General features: G+C 71.6%; 17 protein-coding genes. 5 read left to right on the top strand and 12 right to left on the bottom strand.

The window, feature by feature from the left end; translation table 11 throughout:
- Positions 1–300: 300 nt before the first annotated feature.
- Positions 301–741: an ATP-binding protein gene (locus AB0G04_RS21175; RefSeq protein WP_360985041.1), complete on the bottom strand. Its 441-nt coding sequence runs from the start codon at positions 739–741 to the stop codon at positions 301–303.
- Complete coding sequence (locus AB0G04_RS21170) at positions 738–1,094, bottom strand: STAS domain-containing protein (RefSeq protein ID WP_360985038.1); 357 nt, start codon at positions 1,092–1,094, stop codon at positions 738–740. The genes AB0G04_RS21175 and AB0G04_RS21170 overlap by 4 nt, the downstream gene beginning before the upstream one ends.
- Before the next feature lie 112 nt (positions 1,095–1,206).
- On the opposite strand from AB0G04_RS21170, the gene AB0G04_RS21165 reads away from it, so the two are divergent.
- Together AB0G04_RS21165 and AB0G04_RS21160 are read left to right on the top strand one after the other, a co-directional pair.
- Complete coding sequence (locus AB0G04_RS21165) at positions 1,207–3,546, top strand: DEAD/DEAH box helicase (protein ID WP_360985035.1); 2,340 nt, start codon at positions 1,207–1,209, stop codon at positions 3,544–3,546.
- A gap of 70 nt (positions 3,547–3,616) precedes the next feature.
- Positions 3,617–4,906, top strand: a complete 1,290-nt coding sequence (locus AB0G04_RS21160; protein WP_360985032.1) for an acyltransferase — start codon at positions 3,617–3,619, stop codon at positions 4,904–4,906.
- Positions 4,907–4,918: 12 nt separating this feature from the next.
- Here the strand turns inward: AB0G04_RS21160 and AB0G04_RS21155 are convergent, their stop codons facing one another.
- The 8 genes from AB0G04_RS21155 to ssd all read right to left on the bottom strand — a co-directional run bounded on the left by AB0G04_RS21155 (position 4,919) and on the right by ssd (position 9,787).
- Entirely contained in the window at positions 4,919–5,284 is a 366-nt protein-coding gene (locus AB0G04_RS21155; RefSeq protein ID WP_360985029.1) for an Rv3654c family TadE-like protein, read from the bottom strand.
- Complete coding sequence (locus AB0G04_RS21150; protein WP_360985026.1) at positions 5,281–5,646, bottom strand: TadE family type IV pilus minor pilin; 366 nt, start codon at positions 5,644–5,646, stop codon at positions 5,281–5,283. Before AB0G04_RS21150 ends, AB0G04_RS21155 begins: the two co-directional genes overlap by 4 nt.
- A complete protein-coding gene (locus tag AB0G04_RS21145) occupies positions 5,643–5,771 on the bottom strand; it encodes a DUF4244 domain-containing protein (protein WP_360985420.1) in 129 nt (42 codons plus the stop codon). Before AB0G04_RS21145 ends, AB0G04_RS21150 begins: the two co-directional genes overlap by 4 nt.
- Before the next feature lie 141 nt (positions 5,772–5,912).
- Entirely contained in the window at positions 5,913–6,611 is a 699-nt protein-coding gene (locus AB0G04_RS21140; RefSeq protein WP_360985023.1) for a type II secretion system F family protein, read from the bottom strand.
- Positions 6,608–6,781 carry a hypothetical protein gene (locus AB0G04_RS21135; RefSeq protein WP_360985020.1) on the bottom strand — a complete coding sequence of 58 codons (174 nt, stop codon included), beginning with the start codon at positions 6,779–6,781 and terminating at the stop codon, positions 6,608–6,610. The genes AB0G04_RS21140 and AB0G04_RS21135 overlap by 4 nt, the downstream gene beginning before the upstream one ends.
- On the bottom strand, positions 6,778–7,557 hold the full coding sequence (locus AB0G04_RS21130; RefSeq protein WP_360985017.1) for a hypothetical protein: 780 nt from the start codon (positions 7,555–7,557) through the stop codon (positions 6,778–6,780). The genes AB0G04_RS21135 and AB0G04_RS21130 overlap by 4 nt, the downstream gene beginning before the upstream one ends.
- Positions 7,554–8,735 carry a TadA family conjugal transfer-associated ATPase gene (locus AB0G04_RS21125; RefSeq protein WP_360985014.1) on the bottom strand — a complete coding sequence of 394 codons (1,182 nt, stop codon included), beginning with the start codon at positions 8,733–8,735 and terminating at the stop codon, positions 7,554–7,556. The genes AB0G04_RS21130 and AB0G04_RS21125 overlap by 4 nt, the downstream gene beginning before the upstream one ends.
- The gene (gene ssd, locus AB0G04_RS21120; protein ID WP_360985418.1) at positions 8,732–9,787 is read right to left on the bottom strand and encodes a septum site-determining protein Ssd; all 1,056 of its coding nucleotides are present in this window, start codon (positions 9,785–9,787) and stop codon (positions 8,732–8,734) included. Before ssd ends, AB0G04_RS21125 begins: the two co-directional genes overlap by 4 nt.
- A gap of 230 nt (positions 9,788–10,017) precedes the next feature.
- Here ssd and AB0G04_RS21115 point away from each other — a divergent pair, with 230 nt between their 5' ends.
- Entirely contained in the window at positions 10,018–10,386 is a 369-nt protein-coding gene (locus AB0G04_RS21115) for an STAS domain-containing protein (protein WP_360985011.1), read from the top strand.
- Positions 10,387–10,709: 323 nt separating this feature from the next.
- Positions 10,710–11,510 (top strand): HAD-IB family hydrolase, encoded by an 801-nt coding sequence (locus AB0G04_RS21110; protein WP_360985008.1) that lies wholly within the window; start codon positions 10,710–10,712, stop codon positions 11,508–11,510.
- Between the two features lie 498 nt (positions 11,511–12,008).
- On the opposite strand, the gene AB0G04_RS21105 is transcribed toward AB0G04_RS21110, so the two are convergent.
- Both AB0G04_RS21105 and AB0G04_RS21100 read right to left on the bottom strand, forming a co-directional pair.
- On the bottom strand, positions 12,009–12,485 hold the full coding sequence (locus tag AB0G04_RS21105) for a PH domain-containing protein (protein WP_360985005.1): 477 nt from the start codon (positions 12,483–12,485) through the stop codon (positions 12,009–12,011).
- An 18-nt stretch (positions 12,486–12,503) separates the two neighbouring features.
- Positions 12,504–13,235 carry an oxidoreductase gene (locus tag AB0G04_RS21100; protein ID WP_360985002.1) on the bottom strand — a complete coding sequence of 244 codons (732 nt, stop codon included), beginning with the start codon at positions 13,233–13,235 and terminating at the stop codon, positions 12,504–12,506.
- Positions 13,236–13,458: 223 nt separating this feature from the next.
- Here AB0G04_RS21100 and acs point away from each other — a divergent pair, with 223 nt between their 5' ends.
- On the top strand, positions 13,459–15,450 hold the full coding sequence (acs, locus tag AB0G04_RS21095) for an acetate--CoA ligase (protein ID WP_360984999.1): 1,992 nt from the start codon (positions 13,459–13,461) through the stop codon (positions 15,448–15,450).
- The last annotated feature ends 29 nt before the right edge of the window (positions 15,451–15,479 follow it).

Raw genomic sequence — 15,479 nt, 5'->3', positions numbered from 1 at the left:
CCCCGGACGCATTCCCCGGGGAGACGGGGAACGACCGGCCGGACCCGCGGACGCGGGACCAGCAGTAGCTGACAGCTCGCGTACTGTATAGGGCTTACGTGTCGGTCGTCACATCTAGCACCAGCCGTGTCGCGGTGATGATCACCGCTGTGTTAATCCGGAGTCGATCTCGGGCAGACGGGTAGCCGCGAGTGTCTGGATTCTGGCCTCGGTGAGTCCACTATTTCAGGAAATATCGCCACTAAGTGGGCGCGGCGGATGACCGTACACCCGTCGGTTGATCTTTTTGAGATTGCCGCGTCAGCGGCGGGTGACCGGCCAGACCATCCGGACCTCGGTGCCCGGGCCGTCATCCACCGGCCGCACCTGGAGGTCGTCGACGAAACCGGCGAGCAGCGCGAAGCCCACGCCGGTGGTGAGCGCGTCGTCGGTCAGCGACTCGGCGGCCAGCTCGTCCGGAGGCAGTTTCGTCAGACCCACGCTCGCCTCGATCGGGGCATGGTCGATGACCCGGACCATGTACGAGTCCGAGTCGGACATCTCGACCGTGACGAGGTCGGTGAGGCCGTACTGCCGGTGCAGGGTCACCGCCCGGGTGCACGCCTCACCGATCGCGAGCCGGACCTCGTCGAGCAACTCCTCCGCGACCCCGGCACGCCGCGCGACGGCGACGCCGACGAGCCGGGCGGTGCGCACGTGCACCGGGGCCGGTGAGAAGGAGAGTCGGACGGTAGCCATCACGAAGCGGAACCGCTGCCGTCGCGTTCCGTCGCCGCATCGACCGTCGGGAAGATCGGGAAGACCTGATCCAGCGCGGTGATCCGGAAGATCTTGAGAAGTGGCTCTTTGGAGCAGACCAGCCCGAAGGTGCCGTGTGCCGTCCGCAGCCGCTTCAGGGCGCCGACCAGCACACCGAGCCCGGTGGAGTCGAGGAAGTCGACCCGCTCCAGATCGACCACCACGTCGCGCGCACCCGCATCCACCAGCTCGATGAGGCGCTCGCGCAGCCGGGGGGCGGTGTAAACGTCGACCTCACCGCCGACCTCCAGCACGGTGTGCCCGGCGACGGTCCGGGTCGTGAGTGACAGCTCCATCGGTCCTCCTCCCTGATCTCTCCCCCGCGAAATCTAACCACCGACGGGAAGGGGGCGACGCGTGGCACCCACCGTCCTACCCGTTTGAGGTTCGGGGCACACCGGTGTCACAGTGCAATGCGTGACCTCCACCGCCTTCGGCCCTGCCGAGCTGCTGCACCGGCTGCGGGCGCGCGGCGGCGGAGCGACCGTGTCGCCGGTCACACATATCGAGCGGGTGCCCGCCCGTGAGGGTCGCACGGCGCCGTGGCCGGCATGGACCGACCCCGTGGTGCGTGCCGCGTTCGCCGCACAGGGGATCAGCGCGCCGTGGGAGCACCAGGCGGCCGCGGCCACCCTCGCCCGGGAGGGCACGCACGTCGTGCTGGCCACCGGCACCGCCTCGGGCAAGTCACTGGCGTACCAGCTGCCGGCGCTCGACGCGCTCGTCACCGACCCGCGAGCGACCGTGCTCTACCTGTCGCCCACCAAGGCGCTCGCGGCCGACCAGCTGCGCAATCTGGTCCGGCTCGGGCTGGACGGGGTACGGCCGGCCACGTACGACGGTGACACCCCGCGCGAGGAGCGCGAATGGATCCGGCAGCACTCCCGCTTCGTGCTCACCAACCCCGACATGCTGCACCACAGCATCCTGCCGGGGCACGGCCGCTGGGGAGTCTTCCTGCGCAGGCTGCGGTACGTGGTGATCGACGAGTGCCACACCTATCGCGGCGTCTTCGGCTCGCACGTGGCGCACGTGCTGCGGCGGCTGCGGCGGGCCACCGCGCGGTACGGCGCCTCCCCCACGTTCGTCCTGGCGTCCGCCACCTCGGGAGATCCGGCCGGCTCGGCATCCCGGCTGACGGGCCTGCCCGTGACAGAGATCACTTCGGATGCTTCGCCGCGGGGTGCGATCACCTTCGCCCTGTGGGAACCCCCGCTGCTGGAACCGGTCTCCGAGGACGCCTCCCCGATCCGGCGGTCAGCCCTGCGCGAAACCGCCGACCTGCTCACCGACGCCGTGGTCGCCGGCACCCGGACCATCGCGTTCGTACGCTCCCGGCGTGGAGCCGAGGTCATCGCCTCCGCCGCACGGCAGTCACTCGACGAAGCCGTTCCCGGCCTCGGCGACCGGGTCGCGGCCTACCGGGGCGGCTACCTCCGGGAGGACCGGCGGGCGATCGAACGGGCGCTGCTCTCCGGCGAACTGCTCGGACTCGCGTCGACCAACGCGCTCGAGCTCGGCGTCGACCTGACCGGGCTCGACGCCGTCCTGATCTGCGGCTACCCCGGCACCCGGGCGTCGCTCTGGCAGCAGGCCGGGCGGGCCGGGCGGGGCGGCGACGAGGCACTCGCCGTGCTCGTGGCCCGCGACGACCCGCTCGACACCTACCTGGTGCACCACCCGGAGGCGGTGTTCGGGCGGCCGGTCGAGGCCACCGTGCTGGATCCGGGCAACCCGTACGTACTCGGGCCACAGCTGTGCTCCGCCGCCTCCGAGGCTCCGCTGACCGACGCCGACCTGGAACTCTTCGGCGATCCGGCGGGTGAGATCGCGAGACAGCTCGTCGCCGAGGGCGTGCTGCGGCGGCGGCCGTCCGGCTACTACTGGATTCATCGGGGACGGCCCGAGGTCGACCTGCGCGGCACCGGCGGAGCGCCGGTCTCCGTGGTCGAGGCCGCCACCGGACGGCTGCTCGGAACCGTCGACCACGGCTCGTCGCACGCGATGCTGCACCCCGGAGCGGTCTACCTGCACCAGGGCGTCAGCTATCTGGTGGACGACCTCGACCTCGAGGACGCCATCGCGCTCGTGCACCAGGAGGAGCCGGACTGGACCACCCACGCGCGGGACGTCACCAACCTGTCGGTGGTGAACGTCCGGTCCTATGTGGACGCCGGACCGGTCGGGCTGTTCCTCGGCGAGGTCGACGTCACCAACCAGGTCGTCTCCTACCAGCGGCGGCGCATCGGCAGCGGCGAGGTCATCGACACCCGGCCCCTCGACCTGCCGGTACGCGAACTCCGTACCGTCGCCGTCTGGTTCACCGTGTCGCCGAAGGCGCTGACCGCCGCCGGGGTGGAGGCGAGCGAGTTCCCGGGCGCACTGCACGCTGCCGAGCACGCCGGGATCGGCCTGCTGCCACTGATCGCCACCTGCGACCGCTGGGACATCGGCGGGCTGTCCACGGCCAACCACGCCGACACCGAGGCGCCGACCGTCTTCGTCTACGACGGGCATCCCGGTGGCGCCGGGTTCGCCGAGCGCGCCTACGGCACCGCCCCGGAGTGGCTGCGGGCCACCCGCGAGGCCATCGCGTCCTGCGGATGCGATGCCGGCTGCCCGTCCTGCGTGCAGTCACCCAAGTGCGGGAACGGAAACAATCCACTGAACAAGGAGGACGCAGTGAAGGTCCTCGACACGGTACTGGCCGCGCTCGGCGGCAGCCAACGATCGTTGTCGATCTCATGATCAGGGAATGTGCAGATCTTGGCCGATACCCGACGATCTCCGGATATGGAACCGGTAGCCTGCCTCACCGATGATTCGACACGACGAACGCACCGAGACCGACGACCGCACCCGGACCGCCGGGCCCCGCCTGGCGGCACTCGACGGCCTGCGCCTGATAGCCGCGCTGGCGGTCGCCGTGTTCCACCTCAGCGTCTCGTGGCGCATCGACGGCAGCAGCCCACCGAACCACTTCCTGCCCGACCTCACCCAGGCCGCCGTCTACGGCTTCCTCGGTGTCGAACTGTTCTTCCTGATCAGTGGCTTCGTCATCGGGATGAGCAGCTGGAGGCGGGGGCTCGGCGACTTCTTCGTGTCCCGGGCGAGCCGGCTCTATCCGGCGTACTGGGTATGCGTCCTGATCACCGCGGCGGTGGTGACGATCGCACCGGTGACCGGAGGCGTGCCCGTCACCGGCACCCCTGATCTGCCGCAGATCGCGGCCAACCTGACCATGCTCCAGGAGCCGCTGGGCATTCCCGCGGTCGACACGGTTTACTGGACCCTCTTCGTCGAACTGCGGTTCTATCTGTTGTTCGCCGCGCTCGTGGCGTTCGGGCTGACGTACCGCCGGACGGTGATCTTCTGCGCCGCCTGGATGGTCGTCGCGGTGATCGGGCCGTCGCTGGACAGCCGGCTCGTCGAGATCCTCGCCGTCCCGCAGTACGCGCCCTATTTCATCGCCGGGATCGCCATGTTCCTGATCCACCGGTTCGGCCGGTCGCCGCTGCTGTTCGCGATCGTCGGATTCTCCTGGCTGGTCAGCGTCAACCGGGTGGCGGACCGGGTAGCCGGCGTCAACCCCGGATTCGAGGTGCCGGTGTGGCCCGGCATCGTCATCGTGACACTGTCCTATCTGGTCGTTCTCGTCATCGCGCTGGGCTGGACCGACCGCATCCGGTGGTCGTGGCTCACCACCGCGGGTGCCCTCACCTATCCCTTCTACCTGCTGCACCAGCGCATCGGGTACAGCCTCATCCGGCCCGCCCACGAACGCACCGGGCTGCCGGCCTGGCTGCTGATCGCGGGGGCGATCGCGGTGGTGCTGGCGATGGCCTGGCTGGTGCACCGGCTGGCCGAGCGGCCGCTGGGACGCCTGCTGCGCCGGGTGCTGCGGCAAGCCATCGCCGATGTACGCCGGGACTCCGCCGCCGAGGCCGGCACGTCCTCCCGCGACGCCGCCCGGACCGGGCACAGCGAAGGACTCGAGCAGGCACGACGGCCGGACGCCGGCCCCGCACCGGAGGCCGACCCCGCGCCGGGCGTCAGCCCGGCGCAGCGGCAGCCGTCGTCCTCGCGGCTGCAGAACGTCACACGCTGACTCCGCGCCTCGTCACGGCTCGGCCTCCGCCGCCCCCGAGATCGGGCCCGCCCGGGATGCCGCCTCGGCGCTCGCCGGGACGATCCGGAGCGGGACCTCGGTCCGGACCACGATGTCCAGGCCGGTGATGGTGCAGGCCGTCATGCGGGCGTGATTGGCCGCCACGTAACGCTGCGCCTCGGCACACGCGGCGGCCTCGCCCTCGATCGCCCGCGGCCCACCGGCCAGGGCACCGAAGTCCGCCGCCACCTTCGCCTGGTGCCTCGCCACCCGGGCCGCGCCCACGGTGGCGCCGGCCGCTCCCACCGAGACCAGCACCAGTCCGACGGCCAGCACAAAGATCGACGCGGCCCCGCGATCGTCCCGGAGCCGGTTCACGGGATCGCCACCTCCTCGGGCTCGCGGGCCGCCACCGCGTCGCCGCGCACCACGATGCCCGGCAGGTCGGTACCGAACATCCGGATCCGGGCGGACACCTGCGCCGTCACGCTGTCGCCGCTCCCGCCGACCCGGATGGTGGCGCCCTCCGGAGCCAGCCGGGTCGCCGCGGCGGTGCCGTCCTCACCGCGGGAGGCCGCCAGGACCGCCTCACGGGCCGCGTCGAGGCACTGCATCCGCGCCGCCACCGCGGTGACCGCCGTGATGCCGAACCCGAGCAGAAGCATGAGCGCCGGCAGCCCGGCCGCGAGCTCGGCGGTGAAAGAGCCCCGATCGTGGCCGGGCCACCGGCGCCGGCTCACTTCAGCGCCCGGCCGATGACCGCGCTGAGCGCCGACTGGACCGCCCCGCTCGTCACGACCTTGAGCAGCACCCCGGCAAAGGCGACCGCGGCGAGCGTGCCGATGGCGTACTCGGCGGTGCTCATGCCGGCGTCCGCAGCCTCAGCCTGGAGCCGCCGGTAGCGGGCGATCAGTTTGAACACAGGACCTCCTAGGTTCCGGTGGTGCGGCGCAGGGCACGCCGCACCGGATTTCACACAGCACGCCACCCGGAAGGTGGCGAGGTCTCAGAGCACCCGGCTCAGCAGGGCGATCACGGTCGGGACGAGGCCGGCCAGTACGAAGGCGGGCAGGAAGCAGAGGCCGAGTGGCAGCACGATCAGGACGCCCGCCCGCTGGGCCGCGGCCTCGATCGCCACCGCACGGTCGGCACGCAGGTCACCGGCGAGGCGTTCCAGGGCTCCGGCCAGGGCTCCGCCGCTCGCGCTGGACCGGACCGCCGCAGCGATCAGCCGCTCGGCGTCCGGCACGCCGGTCAGGTGGGCCCACGCCTCGGCCGGGTCCGCACCGAGCCGCAACGAACGGGCGGTCCGTTGAAGCCGCTCACCGAGCGGTCCACCCAGTGCCTCGGCGACCGCGCCGATCGACCGGTCCACCGCGGTCCCGCCCTTAAGAGACGCCGCCAGCAGGTCGGCGCCGAGCGGCAGGTCGGCGAAGGCCTCCTGGCGTTCCCGGCGTACGGCGGCGGGTTCGCGCCCCCGCAGGAAACGGTCCGTGCCGACGGCCACGGCGAGCCCGGCCGGAACGCCCCAGCCGGAACCGATCAGGCCGCCGACCGCCAGCCCGGCCAGCCCGGAGAGCAGCAGCCGGGTCCGTGGACCGGAGTCGTCCCGCGCTTTCGGCCTGGGCAACCGTAATCGGCTCGCCGGCAGCACGAGAAGGATCGCGGCCATCACGGTGCACAGCGCCACGACGGTCCCGCTCATCGCGCTGCCTCGACCGGTTCGTCCCGGCGCGGCGGCGACTCCCGCGCGGCCGCACATCTGGTGACCACTCCGTCGGCTCCGACCAGGGCCGCCACACAGCATTCGCGCAACGGGACCCGGACCGGTCCACCGGGCCGCAGCAGAGCGGCCACCCCGCACACCGATGTCACGGGACCGCCCTCTCGGAGAGCCGCTGTGCCCATTTCAGGCCGGCGCACTGCAGGAGCACCGCGGCGGCCAGAGCGGCCGCGCCCAGCGGGGTGCCCAGCAGCACGGCCAGCGGATCGGCGCCGATCCCGTGCCCCAGCGCGATCCCGGCCAGCGGCAGGGCCGCGAGCAGCAGCGCCGTGGTCTGCGCACCGGACGCCTGCGCGACCGCGGTCTTCGCCGAACGGTCCGCCGAGCGGGCGTCGGACTCGATCCGTTCGAGCAGGTCGGCGGCGGGTGCCCCGGTGCGTTCGGCCAGGCCCCACACCGCCTCGGTGAGGTGGCCGAGTCGCCCGGCCCCGGCACTGCCGCGACGACGGCCGGCTTCGGCGGGCCCGGCGTGTCCCGGACGTTCGGCGGCCAGGACCGCTGCCGGGATTCCCGCCCGCAGATCGGCGACCAGCGTGGACAACTCGTCCAGGCCGGCGGCGCGGGCGGCCGCGGCCAGTTTGCGGGCGGCACGGCGGCGCCATTCGTGCACGACCACCACGGTGTAGACCACCGCCACCGCGGCGGCGACGGGTCCGCTGTTCAGGCCCGCGGGCACACCGGTCAGTGCGGCCGCCACGAGAGCGGTCCGCCACACCGGTCCACCGACGAGCAGGGAGCCCGCACGCCGCAGCCGGGCCGGATCGAATGCCGCTCGCCGCCGGCCGGGCAGCCGGTCACGTGCCGACTCCCCCGGCCGTGCGACAAGCGCCGCCCCGGCGATCAGCAGCGTCGCCAGCAACCACGTCACGACGGCCGTCCAGGGTCCGCCGGCGGCTGCAGGACCGCCGGCGCCGGAACACCGCGGTCGGTCAGCAGCCGCGCCAGCGTCGCGGCGCCCGGCCCGGGGCCGCGATCGCGCAGCCACGCCGGCACCACGGTGGCCAGGCTCCGCTCGCCGGAGGGCACCAGGACGCTTATCGACTCGAGGGTGCGGCCCTCACCCGTACGCCGGACCTGAAGAACCACCTGAAGCGCGGCAACCACCTGGGCGTGCAACGCTGCCCGCGGCAGGCCGCCCAGCAGTCCGAGCGCCTCCAGCCGGGCCGGCACGTCACCGGGCGCATTGGCGTGCAGCGTCCCGGCTCCACCGTCGTGACCGGTGTTCAGTGCGCCGAGGAGGTCCACGATCTCGGCTCCCCGGCACTCGCCGATGACCAGCCGGTCCGGGCGCATCCGCAGCGCCTGCCGCACCAGGTCGCTCAGGCCGACAGCGCCGGCACCCTCCACATTGGCGGTACGCGCCTGGAGCGCCACCACGTGCGGATGCAGGGGCCGCAGTTCGGCGGCGTCCTCGACCAGCACGATCCGCTCGTCCGGCGGCACCAGCCCGAGCAGCGTCGCGAGCAGGGTGGTCTTGCCGCTGCCGGTGCCGCCGGTGACCAGGTACGCCAGCCGGGCCGCCACGACAGCGGCCAGCACCGGCGCGGCCACGGGCGGGATCGTCCCGTGTTCGACCAGGTCATCGAGGGTGAACGGCCGCTGCCGGAAGGTCCGCAGGGAAAGATACGGTCCGTTCGTCGCGACCGGCGGCAGCACCGCGTGCAGGCGGGTGCCGTCGGGGAGCCGGGCGTCGGCGTAGGGCTGCCCGTCGTCGAGCCGCCGCCCGCAGGCCGCGACCAGTCGCTGGGCGAGCCGCCGCACCTCGGCGGCGTCGGTGAACCGGACCGGTGCCCGTTCCAGCCCCGCGCCCCGGTCGATCCAGACCTGCAAATTGTTGACGAGTACGTCGGTCACCAGCGGATCCGCGAGCAGCGGGGCGAGCGGCCCGGCCCCGATCAGCTCGTCCCGGACCCGGCCGGCGAGCCGCAGCACGGCCGTGTCGCCGAGTACCGCGTTCTCCCGGCGGACGGCACTGACGACGGCGGCCGGTGTCGCGTCCAGCCCGTCGTACGCGAACTGCCTGCGCACCCGATCGGCGACCGTCATGCCGCGGCCGCTTTCGAGGTCGTACCCATGAGGTCGTCGACCAACCGGCGACAGAGCCCGGCCAGCGCCCCCTTGCCGTCGGCGGTGGGCGCCGTGCCGCGTTCGATGCCCTGGCAGACCGAGGTCTCGGGACGGAGGGTCCCGGCGAGTGGCAGCCCCAGCGCACGGGCGATCTCGCGGGCCCGCAGTTTGCCGGGTGCCGGGCCGCGCACCACCACGGCGATGTTCTCGCAGTGCGCCGCGACGGTGGCCGCGGTCCGTGCCGCGGACGCGGTGGCCCGCAACTCGGCCGGGACGACGAGCAGCGTTCGTTCGGCCGCCTGGAGTGCGAGGACGGCCGCGTCGTCGAGTTGCCGGGGCAGGTCGGCGACGATGACGTCACGGCCTCGGCGGGCCGCGTCGAGGGTGGCGGCCATCGCCTCGATCGGCACACCGGGCAGTTCGTCCCGGTCGAACGAGAGCAGCACCAGGTCGCCGCGGTGCGGAAGTGCGCTGAGCAGGGTGGGCGGGTCGACGCGGCCGTCGGCGCCGGCGAGGGCGGGCCAGCGCAGTCCGCCGACCTGTTCCCAGCCGAGCACCAGGTCGAGGCCACCGCCGAGCGGGTCGGCGTCGATGAGCAGTGTCCGGTGGCCGGTGCGGACCGCGGTGGTGGCCAGCCCCGCGGCGAGGATGCTGGCTCCGGCGCCGCCCCGTCCGCCGATCACCGCCAGGGTCCGGCCGTCACCTCGTGGGGCGGACGGTCCATCGGTGGCGAGATGGTCGACGACCCACGGTTCGGCGTCGGGCAGGACCGCCACGTTCTCGGCGCCGATCAGGTCGGCCACGTTGAACGCGGGATCGGTGGCGCCGGCGAACCCGATGAGGACCACTCTGGGCCGGCGCGGCAGGCGGGCCCGCAGGCAGGCAACGGCCTGATCGGCGCCGATGAGCACGAGTGGCGCGGTGGACCAGCGGGCGCGGGCACCGGGCGGATCGGGTGACACCTCGGCCTCGACGCCGCTCACCGCGGCGAGACGTAGCAGTTCGTCGAGCAGGTCCGGGTCGGCGGTCACGATCAGGGGACGACGCGGGGCAGGCATCGCTGACCTCCAGCGGGACGGCGGGTTGAGGCGCCTACCGTGGCCGGGCCGCTCCGGCACGGCCAAACCCCGCCGCTTCCGGGCTGTGGACAACGTGGAATCGTGGACAACGCGCCGGCCGCGGTGATGATCTGCTACGGGCGCGGGCATGTCTCCGGCCCGATTGGGTATGTTGGTGATTCTGGTCAAGCGCTGGAGTTCGCATGCAGAGTTCGATCCGTACGACGCTCGCTGACGGCGGCACGGTCATCGTGATGGTGTCGGGCGAGGTCGACTACTCGAACTCGGACGAGGTCGCCCGGCGACTCCGTGACGCGGTCACCGACTGGGCACCGCCGGCCGTCGAGGTCGATCTGAGTGCCGCCACGTTCATCGACTCCACCGGCCTCGGCGCGCTGATCGAGGGATACCGTGTGGCCACCGCGGCGGGCGTCGCCTTCCGGGTGATCAACCCGAGCGAGACGTTCCGCCGGGTGCTGACGGTGACCGGTCTCTCCGACTTCTTCGGGCTGATCGACGCGGGCGACGTGTCCGCGCGTGACAGTGCGGCAAGTCAGGCGACCGGCACCTGAAAGGGAACGACCCCCGCCGGGGGGCGACGGGGGCCGTCCTGGGATTCGGCTCCGGGGGGGTCGAGCCGAATCGCTCGGCAACCGCGGGGGGCGCGATCACCGAGGCTTGCAGCCCGGGGGCTGGGTAACTGAGTGAAGCGGGAACAACACACACCTCGTAACAAACACAAGTTTGCCTCAGAATCACTGCCCCCGTCGAGTACCGATTGTCACGTCACTGGGTACCTCATACCCGTGTGCCCGATTTCACGCCGCGTCACCGCCGGGTGGGTCGGCTGCACGGGGCAACCGTCGCGAGCGTGTTGCGGCTACACTTTCGGCCCGTGGGCCTGAGCGCCGCATTTTTCGACCTCGACAAGACCGTCATCGCCAAGTCCAGTGCACTGGCCTTCGGACGGCCCTTCTATCGGGATGGCCTGATCAGCCGCCGCGATGTGGTGAAGACCGCCTATGCCCAGTTGATGTTCCGGCTCGGCGGCGGCACCGATGAACAGTCCATGGCCCGGACCCGCGACTACATGGCCGCCCTCTGCAAGGGCTGGCGCGTGGAGCAGGTGCAGCAGATCGTCGCGGAGACACTCAACGATCTGATCAACCCGTACGTCTATGCCGAGGCGGCCGCGCTGATCGCCGAGCACCAGGCGGCCGGCCGCGATGTGGTGCTGGTCTCAGCCTCCGGTGACGAGATGGTCCGCCCGATCGGGGCGCTGCTCGGCATCACCGACGTCATCGCGACACGGATGGCCATCGTCGACGGGCGTTACAGCGGTGCGGTGGAGTTCTACTCGGCCGGCGCGGCCAAGGTCATCGGGGTGCGGCGGCTCGCCGAGGAACGCGGTTACGACCTCACCGAGTGCTACGCCTACTCGGACTCCAGCAGCGATCTTCCGCTGCTCGAGGCGGTGGGCCACCCGAGCGCGGTCAATCCTGATCGGACACTGCGTCGTGTCGCGTCGCTGCGCTCCTGGCCGGTTCTCGAGTTCCGGCACCCGGTTCCGCTCGGCCGGCGTCTCCGCGACCGCCCGGCGGTCCCGGTCGCCGCGGCGATCAGTGTGGGCGTCGGCGTGGCCATCGGATTCGCGCTCTACGGCCGCCATCGCCGCACCCGCGCCGCGGTCGCCTGAAAAACCTCTCCTTTCGTACGGCTGCGTAAGCCCCGTGGCATCGATGCGACGTGGCGGCGACGGCAAGGTCGCAGCGCCGCCGCCGGGCTCGTGCGAGCCTCACCGACCCGCGCGGTGAGATGCGGCGGTGCGCGGCCGGCGGTGCCCGACTGCACGTACCCGGGCGTGCCGGATTTGGTCTGATCTTTTAGCTTTCGGTGGCGTTTCCGCCGGATGGCTGGCGATCAAGCCGGGCACGGCGTAGAAATGATTTGCGGGCCCGGAACATCGGGCACCGTGCACGGCCACCGGGAACCCACGCGCGATCAGCCACGGCAGGCACGTTGCGACGGGACCTCCGCCCGCGAGGGCCTGGACCGTCGACAACGAACTCAGGTGCACGCCTGATAACCCGGTCCGGACGCGCACAGCCGGCGCCCCCGCGCGGGACGCCGGCTCTTCCTGTCCTCAGGCCTGCCCGCCTCCCGCCTCCTGCCACCGGCGGCTGCGCGTTTCGCCTCACCCGTCCGCAGCGGCCCGGTGACGGCGGCGGATCTCCTCGTAGACAGCTCGGAAGAGCTTCGGCCGGGCGTGGAAGTCGACGCCCTGCGCCCACATCTCGGTCCCGACCGCGGCTCCGTCGTGTCGTTCGATCACCACGGTCATGTCCCGCTGCAATTCCCACCGGCCCAGGCGGTGGATGGTGTGGTGCAGGCGGACGCCCGCGATGTCACGCCAGCGCATGGTCCGGGAGCGGACCAGGCCGCGGATCAGCACACCGTCGGGGCTGACGTAGACACCGTGCTGGATGATCCGCCAGGCGCCGATCACCCAGACCGCCGCACCGGTGCCGGCGACCGCGCGTATCCCGTGGCCGATCAGGTCGAACTGCCGGACGGTTGCCCAGGTGAGGAACAGCAGCGCGGCGGCCTCCCAGGCGATCACGAGCCAGCGCCCGGTGCCGGGCGGATAGGGACGGACCCAGTACGAACCCACGTTCAAAGTATGCAGGCGTCAGGCGGCGGCCAGTACGCCGTCTCCGATGACGGTGATCTCCTCGGCACCCGTCGTGATCGCCGCCGCGTAATGCCGCAGCCAGGACCGCACCCCGTCGGTGGTTCCGGTCGCGTAGGCGCCGGCCGACCCGACGTACTCCGGCTCGCGGGAATGGTGACCGACCTCGACGGTGACCAGACCGCGCGGGTCGAAGCCGCGCCCGATGAGGGTGAGACGGGCGGCGGCCCGGGCCACGACGCCGGACGGCCCGGCGAAGGGCTGGAGGGTGAGCAGTTCGGCGTGCACGATCGCGGCGAGCAGCATCGGCGGGGTGGTCTCGTTGCCGGCGACGAGCCCGGCGAGGGCGTCGATACGTTCGGCGCCGCCGGTGAGCCGCCCGAGGTCGTGGTCGTGGACGACACCGCGGGCCGCGAGCACATGCAGCTTCGCCAGTACCTGCCGGGGCGCGCGGGACCAGAGGTCGACCAGGCCGGGCAGCGACTCGGCGACCCGGAGGGCTCCCTGCACGACCGGATCGGTGACGGTGCCGCCGCGTACCTCCTCGAGGTCGTAGGCGCTGCCTTCGAGGGCGGCGCTGGCGACGGCGGCCCGGAGGCTCGCCTCGGCCGCGACCTGGCCGCCGTGCCGGCGCAGTGCGCGGTGCCGGTGGGCGGCGTCGACGGCGTGCCGGGCGTCGGCGAAGGCGGGCGCGATGTCGGCGAGATCAAGCAGGGGTGCCAGTGGATCCACATGACCACGGTAGTGAACGCGGCCGACGGTAAAACAGCGGAAACACGGGGTGCACAAATGAGCTTGGAACTGGCAAGATTCGCGCAGTAGTGAGCATCGATTCACCAGTCGGCGCGCGCACCACACCATCGGGCGCGGGCTGGCACGCAAACCTTCGCCGGGCTTACCGGCGCAACTAGTGTGCAGTTGAAGAGACCCCGGTCACGGCAGAGGAGCCGCCCTCATGAGCGAGACATTGGAGAACCTGTCGTCGGAGACGCGGCAGTTCCCGCCGCCCGCCGACCTCGCGGCGAACGCGAACGTCAAGGCCGACGCCTACGAGGAGGCCGCCGGTGACCGGCTGGCCTTCTGGGCGAAGCAGGCCGAGCGGCTGGCCTGGACCAAGCCCTGGGATCAGATCCTGGACTGGTCGAACCCGCCGTTCGCGAAGTGGTTCGTCGGCGGCGAGCTGAACATCGCGTACAACTGCGTGGACCGTCATGTCGAGGCCGGCCACGGCGACAAGGTGGCGATCCACTGGGAGGGCGAGCCGGGCGACACCCGCACGGTCACGTACGCCGACCTGTTGAAGCTGGTCAGCCAGGCCGCCAACACACTGACCGATCTCGGTGTGACCGCGGGCGACCGCGTGATGATCTACATGCCGATGATCCCCGAGGCCGCGGTGGCGATGCTCGCCTGCGCCCGGATCGGCGCGACGCACAGTGTCGTGTTCGGCGGCTTCTCGGTCGACGCGCTGGCCACCCGGATCGACGACGCCGACGCCAAGGTGGTGATCACCGCGGACGGCGGCTACCGCCGGGGCAAGCCGTCGGCGCTCAAGCCGACCGTCGACGAGGCGGTGGCCCGGACCGGACGTATCGAGCACGTGCTGGTGGTACGGCGTACCGGCCAGGACGTCGACTGGACCGACAAGGACAAGTGGTGGCACGAGACGGTCGAGCAGGCCAGCCCCGACCACGAGGCGCAGGCGTTCGACTCGGAGCACCCGCTCTTCATCCTCTACACCTCGGGCACCACCGGTAAGCCGAAGGGCATCCTGCACACCACCGGCGGCTACCTGACCCAGACGTCGTACACGCATCACGCGGTCTTCGACCTCAAGCCGGAGACCGACGTCTACTGGTGCACCGCCGACATCGGCTGGGTGACCGGTCACTCGTACATCGTCTACGGTCCGCTCTCCAACGGCGCGACCCAGGTGATGTACGAGGGCACGCCGGACACTCCGGACCGCGGCCGGTTCTGGCAGATCGTCGACAAGTACAAGGTGTCGATCCTCTACACCGCGCCGACGCTGATCCGCACCATGATGAAGTGGGGCGACGACATCCCCGCCAAGTACGACCTGTCGTCGCTGCGGGTTCTCGGCAGCGTCGGCGAGCCGATCAACCCGGAGGCCTGGATCTGGTACCGGGAGCACGTCGGCCGCGAGCGCACCCCGATCGTGGACACCTGGTGGCAGACCGAAACTGGCGCGATCATGATCTCGCCACTGCCCGGTGTGACCGCCGCGAAGCCCGGTTCCGCGATGACGGCGCTGCCCGGCATCGGCGCCGACGTGGTCGACGACCAGGCGCAGTCGGTGCCGAACGGCGGCGGCGGCTTCCTGGTGCTGCGCGACCCGTGGCCGTCGATGCTACGTACGATCTGGGGCGACGACCAGCGCTTCCTGGACACGTACTGGTCCCGGTTCGGCGCCGGCTCGGACTCCGGTACTTCGGACGAGTGGATCTATTTCGCCGGTGACGGGGCAAAGAAGGACGAGGACGGCGCGCTCTGGCTGCTCGGCCGGGTCGACGACGTCATGCTGGTCTCCGGTCATAACATCTCGACCACCGAGGTGGAGTCGGCGCTGGTGTCGCACCCGTCGGTGGCCGAGGCGGCGGTGGTCGGCGCGACCGACCCGACGACCGGTCAGGCGATCGTCGCATTCACCATCCCCCGGGGCAATGTGGACACCGCGGGCGATGCGGGCGAGGCGCTGATCAAGGATCTGCGCAATCATGTCGCCAAGACGCTCGGCCCGATCGCCAAGCCGCGTCAGATCATGCTCGTCGCCGAGCTTCCGAAGACCCGATCCGGGAAGATCATGCGGCGGCTGCTGCGTGACGTGGCGGAGAACCGGTCACTCGGCGACGTCACGACCCTTCAGGACTCGACGGTCATGGACCTCATCTCGTCGGGGCTGAAGACGGCCAAGCCCGAAGACTGACGAATATTAATAAAGGCTGGTGGCACCTT

Origin of the sequence: Actinoplanes sp. NPDC023801, from assembly GCF_040639655.1 — a bacterium.
GTDB lineage: Bacteria > Actinomycetota > Actinomycetes > Mycobacteriales > Micromonosporaceae > Actinoplanes.
This window is presented reverse-complemented; position numbering and strand designations above follow the sequence as displayed.

Excerpts from the sequence above, each read along its gene's own strand:
- AB0G04_RS21170 (WP_360985038.1), bottom strand. The coding sequence starts at position 1,094 with ATGGAGCTGTCACTCACGACCCGGACCGTCGCCGGGCACACCGTGCTG.
- AB0G04_RS21160 (WP_360985032.1), top strand. The coding sequence starts at position 3,617 with ATGATTCGACACGACGAACGCACCGAGACCGACGACCGCACCCGGACC.
- AB0G04_RS21145 (WP_360985420.1), bottom strand. The coding sequence starts at position 5,771 with ATGAGCACCGCCGAGTACGCCATCGGCACGCTCGCCGCGGTCGCCTTT.
- AB0G04_RS21140 (WP_360985023.1), bottom strand. The coding sequence starts at position 6,611 with ATGAGCGGGACCGTCGTGGCGCTGTGCACCGTGATGGCCGCGATCCTT.
- AB0G04_RS21125 (WP_360985014.1), bottom strand. The coding sequence starts at position 8,735 with ATGACGGTCGCCGATCGGGTGCGCAGGCAGTTCGCGTACGACGGGCTG.
- AB0G04_RS21115 (WP_360985011.1), top strand. The coding sequence starts at position 10,018 with ATGCAGAGTTCGATCCGTACGACGCTCGCTGACGGCGGCACGGTCATC.
- acs (WP_360984999.1), top strand. The coding sequence starts at position 13,459 with ATGAGCGAGACATTGGAGAACCTGTCGTCGGAGACGCGGCAGTTCCCG.